12 protein-coding genes are annotated in these 16,698 nt (G+C 72.7%); 3 read left to right on the forward strand and 9 right to left on the reverse strand.

Going from position 1 to position 16,698, the window contains the following annotated elements:
- Positions 1-31: 31 nt before the first annotated feature.
- Together ACFY0O_RS22440 and proS are read right to left on the reverse strand one after the other, a co-directional pair.
- On the reverse strand, positions 32-628 hold the full coding sequence (locus tag ACFY0O_RS22440) for a hypothetical protein (RefSeq protein ID WP_344170497.1): 597 nt from the start codon (positions 626-628) through the stop codon (positions 32-34).
- A 203-nt stretch (positions 629-831) separates the two neighbouring features.
- Positions 832-2,244: a proline--tRNA ligase gene (proS, locus tag ACFY0O_RS22445; protein ID WP_388949107.1), complete on the reverse strand. Its 1,413-nt coding sequence runs from the start codon at positions 2,242-2,244 to the stop codon at positions 832-834.
- 131 nt (positions 2,245-2,375) lie between these two features.
- Here proS and ACFY0O_RS22450 point away from each other — a divergent pair, with 131 nt between their 5' ends.
- On the forward strand, positions 2,376-3,083 hold the full coding sequence (locus ACFY0O_RS22450; RefSeq protein WP_388949110.1) for a methyltransferase type 11: 708 nt from the start codon (positions 2,376-2,378) through the stop codon (positions 3,081-3,083).
- 3 nt (positions 3,084-3,086) lie between these two features.
- Here ACFY0O_RS22450 and ftsH read toward each other — a convergent pair whose 3' ends face one another.
- From ftsH to ACFY0O_RS22480, 6 genes are all read right to left on the reverse strand, one after another.
- Positions 3,087-5,021, reverse strand: coding sequence for an ATP-dependent zinc metalloprotease FtsH (gene ftsH, locus ACFY0O_RS22455; protein ID WP_388949113.1), 1,935 nt, complete (start codon positions 5,019-5,021; stop codon positions 3,087-3,089).
- A gap of 115 nt (positions 5,022-5,136) precedes the next feature.
- On the reverse strand, positions 5,137-6,711 hold the full coding sequence (gene ffh, locus ACFY0O_RS22460; RefSeq protein WP_388949116.1) for a signal recognition particle protein: 1,575 nt from the start codon (positions 6,709-6,711) through the stop codon (positions 5,137-5,139).
- Positions 6,712-6,813: 102 nt separating this feature from the next.
- On the reverse strand, positions 6,814-9,246 hold the full coding sequence (locus ACFY0O_RS22465) for a [protein-PII] uridylyltransferase (protein WP_388949119.1): 2,433 nt from the start codon (positions 9,244-9,246) through the stop codon (positions 6,814-6,816).
- 17 nt (positions 9,247-9,263) lie between these two features.
- Positions 9,264-9,602 carry a P-II family nitrogen regulator gene (locus tag ACFY0O_RS22470; RefSeq protein WP_388949122.1) on the reverse strand — a complete coding sequence of 113 codons (339 nt, stop codon included), beginning with the start codon at positions 9,600-9,602 and terminating at the stop codon, positions 9,264-9,266.
- On the reverse strand, positions 9,599-10,945 hold the full coding sequence (locus ACFY0O_RS22475) for an ammonium transporter (protein WP_388949124.1): 1,347 nt from the start codon (positions 10,943-10,945) through the stop codon (positions 9,599-9,601). Before ACFY0O_RS22475 ends, ACFY0O_RS22470 begins: the two co-directional genes overlap by 4 nt.
- 263 nt (positions 10,946-11,208) lie before the next feature.
- Positions 11,209-12,687: a hypothetical protein gene (locus ACFY0O_RS22480; RefSeq protein ID WP_388949126.1), complete on the reverse strand. Its 1,479-nt coding sequence runs from the start codon at positions 12,685-12,687 to the stop codon at positions 11,209-11,211.
- Between the two features lie 406 nt (positions 12,688-13,093).
- On the opposite strand from ACFY0O_RS22480, the gene ACFY0O_RS22485 reads away from it, so the two are divergent.
- A complete protein-coding gene (locus ACFY0O_RS22485; protein ID WP_388949129.1) occupies positions 13,094-13,762 on the forward strand; it encodes a bifunctional DNA primase/polymerase in 669 nt (222 codons plus the stop codon).
- 84 nt (positions 13,763-13,846) lie between these two features.
- Here ACFY0O_RS22485 and ftsY read toward each other — a convergent pair whose 3' ends face one another.
- Positions 13,847-15,067, reverse strand: a complete 1,221-nt coding sequence (ftsY, locus tag ACFY0O_RS22490; RefSeq protein ID WP_388949132.1) for a signal recognition particle-docking protein FtsY — start codon at positions 15,065-15,067, stop codon at positions 13,847-13,849.
- 153 nt (positions 15,068-15,220) lie between these two features.
- Between ftsY and ACFY0O_RS22495 the strand changes: the two genes are divergently transcribed.
- Positions 15,221-16,684 (forward strand): cytosine permease, encoded by a 1,464-nt coding sequence (locus tag ACFY0O_RS22495; protein ID WP_388949135.1) that lies wholly within the window; start codon positions 15,221-15,223, stop codon positions 16,682-16,684.
- Positions 16,685-16,698 lie beyond the last annotated feature (14 nt).

Here is a 16,698-nt window from a genome sequence, read left to right on the forward strand (position 1 = left end):
ACCACCACCACCGCCCGCCGGGGGCGCCGCGTCAGGAGGCCGCCGCGGTGGCGACCTCGGGGATGCGGAACGGCTTCATGCATCCGCCGCACACGATCGGCGCCTGGGCCAGGACGGAGGGCACGACCCGGACGTTGCGCCCGCAGTCGCAGACCGCCTTGACGCGTACGCCGCCGCCGGAGGAGCCGTGCCGTGCGGCCGGACCCCGGAAGCTGCGCTTGGTGTCGGCGGCCGTGGCGACCGTGTGCGCCTTGAGGGCGCGCTGGAGCCGCTCGATCGTGGGCCGGTAGCGCTTCTTGGCCTCGGGATTGAGGAAGACCAGGGAGAACCCGCTGCTGGCGTGCGGCTCCTCGGAGTGGTCCAGCCCCATCTCCTCGGCGATCGCGAGGAATCTGCGGTTGTGGTAGCGGCCGGCTCGCGAGGTGTCACGCACTCCGCGGGCGGCCGCGATGCCGTGGACTGCCTCGTGCAGCAGTCGCTCGAAGGAGAGCTCGGCGCCACAGGCGGACGAGGACTCTCCGATCAGGGACTCGGGCGCGGCAAGGTCCGGCAGCTCGGGGTGGTACCGCTGAATGTCGGCCCACGCCTGCGCCAGCTCTGCGGCGAGAACAGGTGGTGTCGTGCTCACGTCGTGACAACGAGCCGGGGTGCCCCGGTGTTCCGATTCCGGGCCATTCCAAATTTTTTGCACGTACCAGTCAGTTCACTCTCATGCGTCCTGACGAGGACGGGTGCGCCGATCCCAGGAGGAGTCGGTACGTAACGCCGGCCAAAAGAACCAGCCCCACGGCGCGCGGGCGGAGCCGCGCGCCGGGGGCGTGGAACTGGAACTCAGTAGGAGCGCGCGACGATCGCGAGGGTACCGGGCGCGTCGTCGGCCTCCGGAACCGACCCGTCCTCGGCCACCAGGCAGCGGACGGTCACGGCCTGCTCGCCGAGCTTTGCCTCGCCGTCCGGGCCCAGGACGCTCCACGGGATCCGCGCCCAGCCGCCGGCGAGGGCGGCCTCGGCGGCCTCCTCGATGGTGGCCACGTCGCTCGTCCGGGAGATCCGGCGCTCGCGGGACTCGCGCAGCAGCTGGGCCTGGTCCTCGTCGAGCACCTTGGGCAGCAGGTCGGCCAGCGCGTCGATCTGCACCGGCTCCTTCCCGCCGGGGATCCGGCGGGCCAGCATGGCCGTGCCGTTCTCCAGGTCGCGGGGGCCGATCTCGATGCGGACCGGTACGCCCTTGAGCTCCCAGTCCACGGCGCGGCGGCCGAAGGGGGTGTCGACGCGGTCGTCCACGTGGACGCGCAGGCCGGCGGCCTTCAGCTGCGCGCCGAGCTCGCGGACCTTGGCCACGGCCTCGTCGCCCTTGATCGCCATGACGACGACCTGGACGTGCGCCAGGCGCGGCGGGACGCGCAGGCCGTTGTCGTCGCCGTGGGACATGATCAGGCCGCCGACCATGCGGGTGGAGACGCCCCACGAGGTCTGCCAGACCAGCTCCTGCTGCCCCTCCTTGGAGAGGTAGGAGGTGTTGAAGGCCTTGGCGAAGTTGGTGCCGAGCTCGTGGCTCGTGCCCATCTGCAGGGCCTTGCCGTCGCCCATCATGCCCTCGAGGGTGAGGGTGTTGATGGCGCCGGCGAAGCGCTCCTTGGGGGTCTTGCGGCCGAGCACGACGTCGATGCCGAGCACGTTGGTCATGAAGTCGCCGTACACGTTCCGGTGGATGTGCGCGGCGTAGTCGCGGGCGTCCTCGTACGTGGCGTGGGCGGTGTGGCCCTCCTGCCAGAGGAACTCGCTCGTACGGAGGAACACGCGCGGGCGCATCTCCCAGCGGACGACGTTGGCCCACTGGTTGATCAGCAGCGGCAGGTCGCGGTAGCTCTGGACCCACTTGGAGAAGTAGTCGTTGATGATCGTCTCGGAGGTGGGCCGGACGACGACCGGCTCTTCCAGCTCCTTGCCGCCGCCGTGGGTGACGACCGCGAGCTCGGGGGCGAAGCCCTCGACGTGCTCGGCCTCCCGCGTCAGGTACGACTGCGGGATGAACAGCGGGAAGTAGGCGTTCTGGGCACCGGCGTCCTTGATCCGGGCGTCCATCTCCTGCTGCATCCGCTCCCACAGGCCGTAGCCGTACGGGCGGATGACCATGGTGCCGCGGACCGGACCGTTGTCGGCCAACTCGGCCTTGTTGATCAGATCCTGGTACCAGCGGGGGAAATCCTCCGCCTGCGGGGTGAGAACGGGTGCCTTTGCCATGGCGCGAATGGTACGGCGCCGGGCCCCGGATGCGTGAATCGGGTGGCGCACTCCTCTGGACGCGGGGGCCGATGGGGAGTTCTCTGGCAACGGGGGCAAGGGGGCGAGACGGAATCAGGAGCGCTCTTTCGATGACACCGACGCCGACCGCGACGCTCGTCGCCCGGGACTGGGCGGAGATCCAGGAACGGATGCTGGTACCGCTGTACGAGGCGGTCTACGACCGGCTGGAGGTCGGGCCGGGCACCCGGCTGCTGGGCCTGGGCTGCGGGGCCGGGCTGGCCCTGCTGCTGGCCTCCGGACGGGGCGCCGCCGCCACGGGCGTGGAGGCGGACCCGGCCCTGCGGGCGCTGGCCCGGGAGCGGCTGCTGGAGGTGGTGGCCGCTCCCCCGGTGCCCGCCGCGCGCCCCTACGACGTGCTGCTGGCCTTCGAGCCCGGCCCGGGCGCGCTGGCGGCGGCCCTGCCGTCGGTGCGGCGGGGCGGGGCGGTGGTGCTGGCCGGCTGGGGGCCGGCCGAGCGGTGCACGGTGCCGGCGGTGCTGGGCGGCGGGCCGGTGGCCCGGGACCTGGACGCGGTGGCGGAGCGGGCCGGGCTGGTGCCGGACGGGTCGGGGCGGGTGTTCTGCCCGTTCGGGTACGCCGACGCGGACAGCGCCGTGCGCGGGCTGCTGTCGACCGGGCTGTACCCCGTCGCGGGGACCGGGGCCGGGACCCGCGCGGCGGCGGACCCGGCGCTGGCGGAGAAGGAGCTGGCGGAGGCGCTTCACCCGTACGAGCGGTCCGACGGCGCCGTGTGGCTGCCGAACATCCTGCGGTACGTCATCGCCCGGGTGGCCTGACGTTCAGTGCGTGCCGCCGTGGTTCTTGGCGAGGCGGGGGATGCCGGCCGCCTCGTAGGCCGCGTGCTCGTCGAGGGTCTCGGCGGCCAGCAGGGCTTCCGCCAGGGCGTCGAGCTTCGGGCGGTGCTCGGTGAGCAGGCGGCAGGCCTCCTGGTAGCACTCGTCGACGATCCGCCGCATCTCGTGGTCCACGGCGTCGAGGGTGGCGGGGGCGGCGGTCAGGCCGTACGGGCCCTGGCCGTCGGACGGGATCGCGGTGAGGCGGCCGACGCGCGCGCTCATGCCCCAGCGGCCGACCATGCCGCGGGCGATGTTGGTGACCTGTTCGAGGTCGCTCTCGGCGCCCGTGGTGATCACGTCGTAGACCACGTGCTCGGCCGCCATGCCGCCGAGCGCGCCGATGATGCGGCCCCGCAGGTAGGGCTCGGTGTACGCGTAGCGGTCGGCGTCGGGGGTGGAGAGGGTGACGCCCAGCGCGCGGCCGCGCGGCACGATGGTGATCTTGCGGACGGGGTCGGCACCCGGCTGGAGCATGCCCAGCAGGGCGTGGCCGCTCTCGTGGTAGGCGGTGCGGCGGCGTTCCTCCTGGGGCATCACCAGCGGGCGCTCGGCGCCCAGCTGGACCTTCTCCAGGGCGTCGGAGAGGTCGGCCTGGGTGACCGCGTCCTGGCGGCGCTTGACGGCCAGCAGGGCGGCCTCGTTGGCGAGGTTGGCGAGCTCGGCGCCGGTCATCCCGGGGGTGGTGCGGGCCACCTGGGCCAGGTCGACGCCGGGCGCGAGGGGGATGTCGCGGGTGTGGATGCGCAGGATCGCCTCGCGGCCCGCCTTGTCGGGCGGTGAGACGACGACCGTGCGGTCGAAGCGGCCGGGGCGGGTCAGGGCGGGGTCGAGGACGTCGGCGCGGTTGGTGGCGGCGATGACGACGACGCCCTCGGAGCCGGAGAAGCCGTCCATCTCGGTGAGGATCTGGTTGAGGGTCTGTTCGCGCTCGTCGTGGCCGCCCATGGCGGCGGAGCCGCCGCGGGCCCGCCCGATGGTGTCGATCTCGTCGATGAAGATGATCGCCGGGGCCACCTTGCGGGCCTCGGTGAACAGCTCGCGCACCCGGGAGGCGCCGACGCCGACGATCATCTCGATGAACTCGGAGGCGGAGGCCGAGAAGAACGGCACCCCGGCCTCGCCCGCGACGGCGCGGGCGAGGAGGGTCTTGCCGGTTCCCGGCGGCCCGGCGAGCAGCACGCCGCCGGGCATGCGGGCGCCCAGCCGGCGGTACTGCTCGGGGTTCTTGAGGAAGTCCACGACCTCGCTGAGCTCGCCCTCGACCTCGTCGATGCCGGCCACGTCGTCGAAGGTGGTGCGTGTGGCGCCCTCCAGCTCGACGGGTTTGGGCGGGGCCTTTCGGCCGAATCCGCCGGCTCCGCCCAGGGCGGAGCCCATCCGGCGGGCGATGAGCAGCCACAGGGCCACGATCAGCAGCATCGGGGCGAGGGAGATCAGCAGGTTGGCCAGGAAACTGCGCTGTTCGACGACCGGGGAGGCGGTGACGGTGACGCCCTTGGAGGTCAGTCCGGTCCACAGCTGGTCGTCGGCGAAGGCGGGGCGCTGGGTGACGAACTTGCGGTAGTCGCCGTGGCCGCCGGGGACGGGCTGCTTGTTCTTGAGCTCGCCCTGGATGGCGTCGCCCTTGGAGTAGATCTTCTCGACGTTGCCGTCGGCGACCTGCCTGCTGAACTCGGTGTACGAGACGGTCGGCCCGTCGCCCTCGTTGAAGAAGGACAGCACGACGTTGGTGATCAGGTAGACGATCAGGGCGGCGAGGATCAGGCCGCGCCAGCCGCCGGGCGGCTTCCTGCGGGGCGGCGGGCTGGGCGGGGCGCCCTCGGAGCGCCAGGGGGTGTCGGCCCGGTCGCGCGGCGGTACGGGGGTGGGGCTGGGCACGGGTGCGCCTCCTTATGCCGTCCTCCCGGCCGACCATAAGGGACAAACAGCCCCCTTGCCCGCGCAGCGGAAGGCCCCGCCGTGCCTGCACGACGGGGCCTTCACACGGCGACCGCTACTTCATGAACTTCTTGAACTCGTCCGGCAGGTCGAAGTCCTCGCCGGGCCGGCCGCCGCCCGCCGGGAGGCCGAACGGGTTGCCGCCGGCGGCGGGGAGGGCGGGCTGGCCGCCCTGCTCGCGCCGGGCCGCGGCCTCGGCCTCCTCCTGCTTGCGCTTCATCGGGTTGCCGCTCTTGCGCTTGCCCTTGGCCTGCTTGACCTGCTTCTTCTGCCGGCCGGGGCCGCCGCCCATCCCGGGGATGCCGGGCATGCCCGGCATGCCGCCGCCCTGGGCCATGCGGGACATCATCTTGCGGGCGTCGAAGAAGCGCTCGACGAGGTTCTTGACGGCGCTGACCTCGACGCCGGAGCCCTTGGCGATACGGGCGCGGCGCGAGCCGTTGATGATCGTCGGGTCCTGGCGCTCGGCCGGGGTCATCGACTTGATGATCGCGGCGGTGCGGTCCACGTCGCGCTCGTCGATGTTGTTGATCTGGTCCTTGATCTGGCCCATGCCCGGCAGCATGCCGAGGAGCTTGGAGATGGAGCCCATCTTGCGGACCTGCTCCATCTGGGCCAGGAAGTCGTCGAGCGTGAACTCCTTGGGGCCCTTGGCGAGCTTGGCCGCCATCTTCTCGGCCTCGGCCTGCGAGAAGGTCTTCTCGGCCTGCTCGATGAGGGTGAGCATGTCACCCATGTCGAGGATCCGGCCCGCCATGCGGTCCGGGTGGAAGGCGTCGAAGTCGTCGAGCTTCTCGCCGTTCGAGGCGAACATGATCTGCTTGCCGGTGACGTGCGCGATGGAGAGCGCGGCACCGCCGCGGGCGTCGCCGTCGAGCTTGGAGAGCACCACGCCGTCGAAGCCGACGCCGTCGCGGAAGGCCTCGGCGGTGTTGACCGCGTCCTGGCCGATCATGGCGTCGACGACGAAGAGGATCTCGTCGGGGCTGACGGCGTCGCGGATGTCCGCGGCCTGCTGCATCAGTTCCTGGTCGATGCCGAGGCGGCCGGCGGTGTCGACGATGACGATGTCGTACTGCTTGGTGCGGGCGTACTCGATCGAGTCCTTGGCCACCTGGACCGGGTCGCCGACGCCGTTGCCCGGGGCGGGCGCGTAGACGGCCACACCGGCGCGCTCGGCGACGACGCTGAGCTGGTTGACGGCGTTGGGGCGCTGGAGGTCGCACGCGACGAGGAGCGGCGAGTGGCCCTGCCCCTTGAGCCAGAGGCCGAGCTTGCCCGCGAGGGTGGTCTTACCGGCACCCTGGAGACCGGCCAGCATGATCACGGTCGGCGCGGTCTTGGCGAAGCGCAGGCGGCGGGTCTCGCCGCCGAGGATGGAGACCAGCTCGTCGTTGACGATCTTGAGGACCTGCTGGCCGGGGTTCAGCGCCTTGCTGACCTCCTCGCCGCGGGCCCTTTCCTTGACGTTCGCGATGAAGGAGCGGACGACCGGGAGCGCGACGTCGGCCTCGAGGAGGGCGATACGGATTTCCCGCGCCGCAGCGTCGATGTCCTGCTCGGAGAGGCGGCCTTTGCCCCGGAGGGACTTGAAGGTCGCGCTGAGGCGGTCGGAAAGCGTATCGAACACGGTGGTCGCGATTCCTCGGGTCGGGGGCGTGATGGTCGCCCCCAGGGTATCCGGCCCTTCCCCCTCCCGGGGGCGGGGTGGCGGTCCCGCCCCGCGCAGCGGCTACTCCAGGGCCGACTGGATCCGGGTGGCGACGGCGGCGGCCGCCGCCGGCGGGAGGGGTTTGCCGTCCGGGTCGGAGACGTAGACCGTGTCCACGGCGTTGGCGCCCAGGGTGGAGACATGGGCGCTGCGGACCCGGACCCCCGCCGACTCCAGGGCCCGCCCGATCCGGTGCAGGAGGCCCACCGCGTCGGGGGCGCGGACCTCCAGGACCGTGGCCAGGGGGGAGACGTCGGGGACCACCGTGACACGGGGCGGCGGGGGGACGACCCCGCGCCGGCGCGGATAGGCCGCCTCGCGGGCGGCCAGCTTCGCCGGGACGTCCAGGGAGCCGTCCAGCGCCCGCACCAGGTCCGTCCGCAGCCGTGCCGCCTGCGGCAGCGCCCCGTACTCCGCGGCCACCCGCCACCGCAGCACCAGCACCTCCCCGAGGTGGTCCGGCAGTTCCAGGAACCGCAGGTCCGCCGCCCGCACCGTCAGCCGGTGCAGCGCCAGCACCCCGGACACCGCCGGGAGCACTCCCGGCCGGTCCGGTACGGCCACGACCAGCTCGACCCCGACGGCGTCCTCCTCCTCCTGCCGGGCGTGCAGGGTGAGCACGGGCTCCCCTGTGCGCAGGGCCTCCAGCGCGAGGCGCTCCTGCTCGGCGGTGGGCAGGTCCGGCTCGGGGTCGGGGGGCGGGGCCCCGCTCAGCACGGCGGCCACCCGCCGCACCAGGTCGGCCACCAGGGAGCCCCGCCAGGTGCTCCAGGCCGCGGGCCCGGTCGCGAGGGCGTCGGCCTCGGTCAGGGCGTGGAGGATCTCCAGGGTGCCGGTGGAGCCGACGGCCCGGGCCACCGCGGTGACGGTCGCCGGGTCGTCGAGGTCGCGCCGGGTCGCGGTGTCCACGAGCAGCAGGTGGTGGCGTACGAGGGTGCCCAGCACGGCGGTGTCCTCGGCGTCGAAGCCCACCCGGGCGGCCATGTCGCGGGCGATGGTCTCGCCGACGACGGAGTGGTCCCCGGGCCAGCCCTTGCCGATGTCGTGCAGCAGGGCCGCCATCAGCAGCAGGTCGGGCCGGCCGACCCGGCGGGTCAGCGCGGAGGCCCGTACGGCGGTCTCGATCAGGTGCCGGTCCACGGTCCAGGTGTGCACGGGGTTGTGCTGGGGCCGGCAGCGCACCCGCTCCCAGTCGGGCAGCAGCCTGCTGATCAGCCCCTCGGCCTCCAGCGCCTCCCACACCGCCACCATCGGCTCCCCCGCGCCCAGCAGGGTCAGCAGCTGCTCCCGCGCCTCGGCCGGCCAGGGCACGGGCAGCGGCCGGGCCTGCGCCGCGAGCCGGCGCACGGCGTGCAGCGAGACGGGCAGCCCGGCCTGCGCGGCGGCCGCGCCCAGCCGCAGGGGCAGCACGGGGTCCCGTTCGGGGCGGGCGGCCAGCGCCAGCACGGCCTCCCCCTCGGCCTCCACGACCCCCTCGGCCAGCGGCGCCCGTTCGGCGGCGGCCGCCGCGCCCCGGGTGCCCAGCAGCCCCCGCAGCCTCGGCCGGGCGGACCGGGCCCGCAGCACCCGTCCGACCTCCCGCCAGGTGACGTCGGCCGCGTAGGCGACCACCCGGGCGGCCTCGTACACCTCGCGCAGCAGCGCGTCCGCGTCGAGCAGCCCCAGCCGGGCGGCGACCTGGGGCTGTTCCTGGAGGGAGAGCCGGTCGGTGGCCCGGCCGGTGACCAGGTGCAGGGCGTCGCGCGCGTCCAGCAGCCGGCGCCGGGCGCCGTCGAGCCCCTCGCGCGGGGCGTCGGCCAGCCAGGACGCGGCGACGGCCCGCAGGGCGGTGGCGTCGCGGATGCCGCCGCGCGCCTCCTTGAGGTCGGGCTCCAGCAGGAAGCGCAGCTCCCCGGCCCGTTCGGCCCGCTCGCGGCACAGGGCGTGCAGCTGCGGCAGCCGTTTGGGGGCCTGGTTGCGCCAGTCGGCGAGGACGGAGGTGCGCAGTCCGGCGAGGAGTCCGGCGTCTCCCGCGACGAGCCGGGCGTCGAGGAGGCCGAGGTGGGCCTTGAGGTCCTCGGCCGCGACCTTGCGGGCCTCGCCGGGGGTGCGGACGGAGTGGTCGAGGGCGACCCCGGTGTCCCAGACGGGGTACCAGAGCCGGTCGGCGAGGGCGCCCAGTGCCTGGGGGCGGGCCTTGCCGTCGTGGAGCAGCAGCAGGTCGAGGTCGCTGCGCGGGGAGAGTTCGCCGCGGCCGTAGCCGCCGACGGCGACGAGGGCCGCGCCGCGCACCCCGGCCTCCTGCGCGGCGGTCGCGAACAGCTCGTTCAGCCACCGGTCGGTCAGGGCGGACAGGCCGGAACGCCGGGACGGCCCGGACCGCGCCTCCTCCTGGAGGAGGCGCAGCCGGGCCGCGGCGTATCCGCCGGGTTCCGGGCCGGTGGGGTCCTGCGTGGTCTCTTCGACGCTCGTCACCCGGGAGCTCCCGTCGCCTAGAGGGCGTCCGCGCCGCGCTCGCCGGTGCGGACCCGGACGACCGAGTCCACGGGGACGCTCCACACCTTGCCGTCGCCGATCTTCTCGGTGCGGGCGGCGGCGACGATGACGTTGATCAGCTCCTCCGCCTCGTCGTCGTCGGCGAGGACCTCGACGCGGACCTTGGGTACGAGGTCCACGGTGTACTCGGCGCCGCGGTAGACCTCGGTGTGGCCGCGCTGGCGGCCGTATCCGCTGGCCTCGGAGACGGTCAGGCCCTGGACCCCGAAGGCCTGGAGGGCTTCCTTGATGTCGTCGAGCTTGTAGGGCTTGACGATCGCGGTGATCAGCTTCATGCGTCGACCTTCTTGTTGGCGGCGGCCACGGGGGCGTGGGAGGCGGCCGGGCGGGCGGAGATGCCGCCGCCGGCGCCGCTGAAGTCGTAGGCGGTCTCGGCGTGCTCGGCCTGGTCGATGCCGGAGACCTCGACGTCCTCGGCGACCCGCATCCCCATGGTCCTGTCGATGAGGAAGGCCATGATCGCCGATACGACGAGGGAGTAGGCGAGGACGGAGAAGACTCCGACGGCCTGCTTGCCCAGCTGGTCGAAGCCGCCGCCGTAGAAGAGGCCCTTGGCGTCGGACTGGACGCCGCCGGTGGCGAAGAGGCCGACGAGGAGGGAGCCCGCGACGCCGCCGACGAGGTGGACGCCGACCACGTCGAGGGAGTCGTCGTAGCCGAACCGGTACTTGAGGCCGACGGCCATGGCGCACAGCACACCGGCGATGGCGCCGACGGCGATCGCGCCGAGCGGGCTGACGGAGCCGCCGGCGGGGGTGATGGCGACGAGGCCCGCGACGGCGCCGGAGGCGGCGCCGAGGGTGGTGAAGGAGCCGTGGCGCAGCTTCTCGTAGCCGAGCCAGGCGAGCATGGCGGCGGCGGTGGCGACCTGGGTGTTGACGAACATGACGGCGCCGACGCCGTCGTCGTTGCCGAGCCAGGATCCGGCGTTGAAGCCGAACCAGCCGAACCACAACAGGCCGGCGCCGAGCATCACGAGGGGGAGGCTGTGGGGGCGCATCGGGTCCTTCTTGAAGCCGACGCGCTTGCCGATGACGAGGATGACGCCGAGGGCGGCGGCGCCGGCGTTGATGTGGACGGCGGTGCCGCCGGCGAAGTCGATGACGCCGAGCTTGAACAGCCAGCCGCCGGCGCCCCAGACCCAGTGGGCGACGGGGAAGTAGACGACGGTGACCCACAGGGCGGTGAAGAGGACCCAGGCGCTGAACTTGACGCGGTCGGCGAGGGCGCCGCTGATCAGGGCGGGGGTGATGACCGCGAACATCAGCTGGAAGACGGCGAAGACGTAGACGGGGATGGTGTAGCCGTCCCACAGCTCGGTGAGGCCGATGCCGCTGAGGCCGACGTAGTCGGAGTTCCAGCCGATGACGGAGCCGGAGTCGGTGCCGAAGGCGAGGCTGAAGCCGTAGAGCACCCACAGGATCGTGACGATCCCCAGGCTGACGAAGCTCATCATCAGCATGTTGAGGCTGCTCTTGACGCGGACCATGCCTCCGTAGAAGAAGGCGAGTCCCGGGGTCATCAGCATGACCAGGGCGGAGCAGATGAGCATGAACCCGGTGTTCGCGGCAGACAGGGTCGGGGTGTCTGCAGCGAGGGTCGTGATGGCTGATGCCATCGGCGTCTCCTCGTCGTCGGTACGGTCGCGTGCGGGCGATCGTGGGGTACCTGAGCGGCGGCGTAAGGTCTGGCCGGTTATTGGCCCTGAGGTTCGCGCAGGCCGGTTTCCGGCGGCGCCGCTCGGTGTTTCGCTCCGATGACGAAGAGGTCGTGCGTGTTACGCCTGAATGAACCGGTGTGGTCCGCGTCCGGTCCGTGTCATGTAAGGGTCAGGCGGGTCTCCGGTGCCCGTCAGGCGGGGCGCCCGGGCCGGAGGGCGGCTCAGACGGCCTCGGCGGCCTCGGGGAGGCGGGAGGCGAGGAGGTCGGTGAGCCGGACCACCTCGGCGACGTCGCCGTATTCACGGGCGGCGGTGTCGACGGTCTTGCGGAGCCGGGTGTTCACCCGTTCGGAGCGTACTTTTCGCGCCACATCGAGGGCCTGGTCGACGAGGACGGCCGCCTGCTCGGGCTCGCGCTGGAGCAGGTGGACGGTGGCCATGCCGATGAGGTTGAGGGCGTAGGAGCGCTGGTGCTCGCCGTCCTTGGCGAAGAGTTCGACGGCCCGTTCCATGACGGGTTCGGCGAGGGAGGCGTACGTGGGGCTGCGTCCGGCGACGTAGGCCAGGTCCCGGTAGGAGTGGGAGTTCTCGCCGTTGAGTTCGGCCTCGGAGAAGAAGCGGATCCAGTCGGGTTCCGGTTCGCCGCCGAAGCCGACGTCGCCGAAGGTGTCCTCGGCCATGCGCACGGCCCGCTTGCAGCGGCTGGGCTGGCCCATGTTGGCGTAGGCGCGGGCCTCCATGGCGTAGAGCATGGCCTGGGTGCGGGGTCCGGCGCAGTCGCGGCTGCCGTACTGGGCGAGGTGGACGAGTTCCAGGGCGTCCTCGGGGCGGCCGAGGTGGATCATCTGGCGGCTCATGCCGGAGAGGATGTACGAGCCCAGCGGCTTGTCCCCGGCCTCCTTCGCGGCGTGCAGCGCGAGGACGAAGTACTTCTGGGCGGTGGGGTGCAGGCCGACGTCGTAGCTCATCCAGCCGGCGAGTTCGGCGAGTTCGGCGGCCACCTTGAAGAGGCGCTTCATCACGGGGGCCGGGTGGTTCTCCTGGAGCAGGTCGGTGACCTCGTGAAGCTGTCCGACGACGGCCTTGCGGCGCAGCCCGCCGCCGCACTGGGCGTCCCACTGGCGGAACATCACGGTGGTGGCTTCGAGGAGGTCGAGTTCCGGTTCGGAGAGCCGGGGCGGCCGGTAGCCGGCGGGGGCCGGCTCGCGCGGGCCGGGGTCGGCGGCCGGGGCCGGGACGAGCCAGCGCTGCATGGGCTCGATGAGGGCGGGGCCGGCGGAGAGCGCGAGGGAGGTGCCGAGGAAGCCGCGGCGGGCCAGCATGAGGTCGCTGCGGGAGAACTCGCTGAGCAGTTCCACGGTCTGCGGGCCCGCCCAGGGCAGGTCGACGCCGGAGACGGAGGGGGTCTGGTGGGCGCTGCGCAGGCCGAGCTGTTCGATGGCGACGACGGCGCCGAAGCGTTCGGAGAAGAGCTCCGAGAGGATGCGCGGCACGGGTTCGCGGGGCTGTTCGCCGTCGAGCCAGCGGCGGACGCGGGAGGTGTCGGTGCTGATGTGGTGGGCGCCCATCTGGCGGGCGCGGCGGTTGACCTGGCGGGCGAGTTCGCCCTTGGACCAGCCGCTGCGGACGAACCACGAGGTCAGCTGTTCGTTGCGGTCGGCTGATTCCCCGCCCGTTCCGCTTGCGCCGCTGCCGCTCACTGGAACGCCCCCATCCGCATCGCCTCCACACACGGAACCCTGGCCGGGGCGACCGCCGCCGCCTGGGACCTTCACAGGTCCTCCACACATTGCCTCCGGCATACCCACGGATGGGCTCGCCTCCGGGGTCCGTGCACCGAAAGTAATCCTACGATCACCCCGTCGGCGAGGTCGATCCCGGAAACGCCACCATTCGCCACCCCTTCGAATGAACTCGCTATCGGCCAGGCGCGATTCACTTGACAGGAAGGCGAAACGGAACGGTTGGACGGGAGCGCGCTCGGGGCGCGCGCGGCGAGGAGTGCGCCGGGCGGCCCGGGTGGAAGGCGTGCTTCACCCGACTCCCGAGAGGTCTCGCCGACGTCGTAACCACCGGCGCGTCCGACCCGTTGGAGGGGGCATGGGCATGGGCTTCACGATCGGCGGCAGCCGCGGCACCAAGGAATTCCGTTCCGGCGTCCGGCGCCGCGGCCGCACCTCGGAGTGCACGACGGTGGCGGAGTACACCGGCCTCTGGGGCTGGGACGCGGTCCCCGGCGCCCGCGCCGCGGCTCCGGCCCGCGACTGCTCCTGCGGTCATACGAACTGCCCCACGCCGGGGGCGCATCCGCTGGACTTCGCTCCCACCGTCCCCGGCGGCGCCACCCTGGACGAGGTCACCGAGATCTGGGGCGAGTATCCGGGCGCGGCGATCCTGCTCCCGGTCGGCCGCTCCTTCGACGTCATCGAGGTCTCCGCCGAGGCCGGACGGCGCGCCCTGGTCCGCATGGAGCGGATGGGCCTGCCGCTCGGCCCGGTGACCGCGACCCCGGACGGCCGGGCCCAGTTCTTCGTGGCCCCCGGCGCCGCCGCCGAACTGCCCGAGCTGCTGTACCGGATGGGCTGGGACGACGCGGACCTGGACCTGCGCGCCCTGGGCCACGGCTCCTTCCTGACCGCCCCGCCCTGCGACCACGCGGGCCTGGGCCCGGCCGGCTGGCTGCGCCGGCCCGCCCTGGACTGTGCGGGCGGGCCCCCGCAGGCCCGGCTCCTGCTGGGCACCCTGGCCTACACCTGTCACCGCTTCCGGCGCTGACCGCCTCCCCCGGCATACGGCAGTGCCCCCGCGTACCGGGGTTCCGGACGCGGGGGCACTCGTCTGCGGGGCGGGTGCGTCCGCTCAGTCGCCGATCAGGGCGTCCACGAACGCCTCCGGCTCGAAGGGGGCCAGGTCGTCGGCGCCCTCGCCGAGGCCGATCAGCTTGACGGGGACGCCCAGCTCGCGCTGGACGGCGACCACGATGCCGCCCTTGGCGGTGCCGTCGAGCTTGGTGAGCACGATGCCGGTGATGTCCACGACCTCGGCGAACACGCGCGCCTGGGTCAGGCCGTTCTGGCCGGTGGTGGCGTCGAGGACCAGCAGGACCTCGTCCAGCGGGCCGTGCTTCTCCACGACGCGCTTGACCTTGCCGAGCTCGTCCATGAGGCCGGTCTTGGTGTGCAGGCGGCCGGCGGTGTCGATGAGCACGACGTCGGCGCCCTCGGCGATGCCCTCCTTGACCGCGTCGTAGGCGATCGAGGCGGGGTCGCCGCCCTCGGGACCGCGCACGGTACGGGCGCCGACGCGTTCGCCCCAGGTCTGGAGCTGGTCGGCGGCGGCGGCGCGGAAGGTGTCGGCGGCGCCCAGGACGACGCTGCGGCCGTCGGCGACGAGCACGCGGGCGAGCTTGCCGGTGGTGGTGGTCTTGCCGGTGCCGTTGACGCCGACGACCATCACCACGGCCGGGGTGTCGGCGGTGCTCTCGGTCTTCACGGCGCGGTCGAAGTCGGTGCCGACGAGGGCGACCAGCTCCTCCTTCAGCAGGCCGCGCAGTTCGTCGGGGGTACGGGTGCCGAGCACCTTGACCCGCTCGCGCAGCCGCTCCACCAGCTCCTGGGTGGGCGTGACGCCGACGTCGGCGATGAGGAGGGTCTCCTCGATCTCCTCCCAGGTGTCCTCGTCGAGGTGCTCGCGCGAGAGCAGCGTGAGCAGGCCCTTGCCGAGGGAGTTCTGCGAACGGGCGAGCCGCGCGCGCAGCCGGACCAGGCGGCCGGCCGTGGGCTCGGGCACCTCGATCTCGGGGGCGGCCGGGGCCTCGGGCTCCGCCGCCGGCGCCTCCACCGGAGCAGCCTCGGCCTCCGCCTCCGGGAGCCCGACCTCCTCGATGGTGCGGCGCGGTTCTTCCGCCGTCTCTACGGCGTCCTCCCCCACCTGCGGTTCGGCAGGCGGGGCAGTGATGGTCGGCGTGCTCGGCGGCGCCGTGGGGGGCAGCTGCTTCTTCTTGCGGCTGCTGACCACGAGCCCGCTGATCGCGCCGACCGCGACCAGGGCGATGACTACAGCAAGGATCAGGATTTCCATAACCACCCCAGTATCGGCCACGGGCCGCCCCCACCCCCGGACCTTGGACGTTCCCACCAGGCACTGGTCCGCCATTTGTGGTCTTAACGCCACTTCTACGATGATGGGCGGATTGTTCTCACCCGCTTGCCCATCCGCTTCCTCGGAGTACCCATGCCTGCTGAAGAGAAGGCCGCCCACGGCGCAGTCGAGAGCCGGGGCCTGGAGCCCGTTCCGGACGGTGAGCGCGGCGGGCGGGTCCGCGAGCTCATACCCACCTGGGTGGCCGCGAACATCAGCGTGCTGTTGCTGACCATGGGCGCGGGGCTGGTGATCTTCAACAAGCTCAACATCTGGCAGGTGCTGGTCGTCGCGGTGGCCGCGCCGGTGGTCTCGTACGGACTGGTCGGGCTGGTCTCGCTCGCCGGCAAGCGCGGCGGCTCCCCCGGCATGGCGCTCTCGCGGGCCGTCTTCGGCCAGCGCGGGAACCTCTTCCCCGGGGCGCTGATCTGGGTGGCCCGCTGGGGCTGGGAGACGATCAACGCGGTCAGCGGCGCCTACGCCGTCCTGACCGTGCTCGACCTGCTCTTCGGCATCAAGAGCAACACCGCCCTGATCGTGGTCACCCTGCTGTTCTTCGTGGGCTGCACCTTCGTGGTGTCGGGGCTCGGGATCAAGGCGCTGCGCGTCTGCTCGACCTGGTCCACGTACCTCTTCGGCGCGTTCAGCGTGCTGGTCCTCGGCTACCTGCTCGTCACCACCGACTGGTCCGCCGTCCTCGGCAAGCCGGCCGGCTCCACTGCGATGATGATCGCGGGCATCGGCACCATCGCGGCCGGCGGCATCAGCTGGGTGCCCTCCGGCCCGGACTTCACCCGCTACCTGCCCCGCACCGCCTCCGCCAAGGGCGTGGTCGGCGCGACGATCGGCGGCGCGGGCGTGGTCGTGCTGCCGATGGTGCTGATGGGCGCGGTGATGGCCGTCGGAACGCCGGACCTGGCCGCCGCCCAGGACCCGGTCTCCTTCATCGGCGAGCTGCTGCCGACCTGGATCGCGGTCCCGTACCTGCTGATCGCGCTCCTCGGCATGCTGCTGATCAACTCGATGTCGATGTATTCGGCCGGCTTCACCGCGCAGACCCTCGGCATCAAGGTGCCGCGCGCCTGGGCGGTCAGCGTGAACGCCGTCATCAGCCTGGTCTTCGGCTTCCTACTGATGGTGGTGGCGACCAGCTTCTTCGGCTCGTTCATCTCCTTCCTGACCCTGCTGGCCGTGGCCTTCTCCGCCTGGATCGGGGTCTTCGGCGTGGACATGCTGCGCCGTCCCTCCTACGACGGGGCCGCTCTGCTGGACACCACGCGCACCAGCGCCTACTGGTACCGGGGCGGGTTCGCCTGGCAGGCGATGACGGCCTGGGGCGCGGCCCTGGTGGTGGGCACGCTGTTCACCAAGGTGGACTGGTTCACCGGGCCGCTCGCGACGACCTGGATCGGCGAGAACGGCCTGGGCTGGGTGGCCGGCATCCTCACCTCCGGCGCCCTGTACGCCGTGCTGCCCCGCACGGCCTCCCCCGCCCCGGCGGCGCGGAAGACGGCCGCGGAGCCGGAGCACGAGCCCGCCGGGGCCCTGTCCAACTGACGCTCCGTCAGCTA

Source organism: Streptomyces sp. NPDC001594, from assembly GCF_042893675.1.
Classification (GTDB): domain Bacteria; phylum Actinomycetota; class Actinomycetes; order Streptomycetales; family Streptomycetaceae; genus Streptomyces.

Bases quoted from the DNA above. Each gene is read 5' to 3' on its own strand.
- ACFY0O_RS22495 (WP_388949135.1), top strand. From the start codon at position 15,221: ATGCCTGCTGAAGAGAAGGCCGCCCACGGCGCAGTCGAGAGCCGGGGC.
- ACFY0O_RS22485 (WP_388949129.1), top strand. From the start codon at position 13,094: ATGGGCTTCACGATCGGCGGCAGCCGCGGCACCAAGGAATTCCGTTCC.
- ACFY0O_RS22470 (WP_388949122.1), bottom strand. From the start codon at position 9,602: ATGAAGCTGATCACCGCGATCGTCAAGCCCTACAAGCTCGACGACATC.
- ftsY (WP_388949132.1), bottom strand. From the start codon at position 15,067: ATGGAAATCCTGATCCTTGCTGTAGTCATCGCCCTGGTCGCGGTCGGC.
- proS (WP_388949107.1), bottom strand. From the start codon at position 2,244: ATGGCAAAGGCACCCGTTCTCACCCCGCAGGCGGAGGATTTCCCCCGC.
- ACFY0O_RS22475 (WP_388949124.1), bottom strand. From the start codon at position 10,945: ATGGCATCAGCCATCACGACCCTCGCTGCAGACACCCCGACCCTGTCT.
- ACFY0O_RS22450 (WP_388949110.1), top strand. From the start codon at position 2,376: ATGACACCGACGCCGACCGCGACGCTCGTCGCCCGGGACTGGGCGGAG.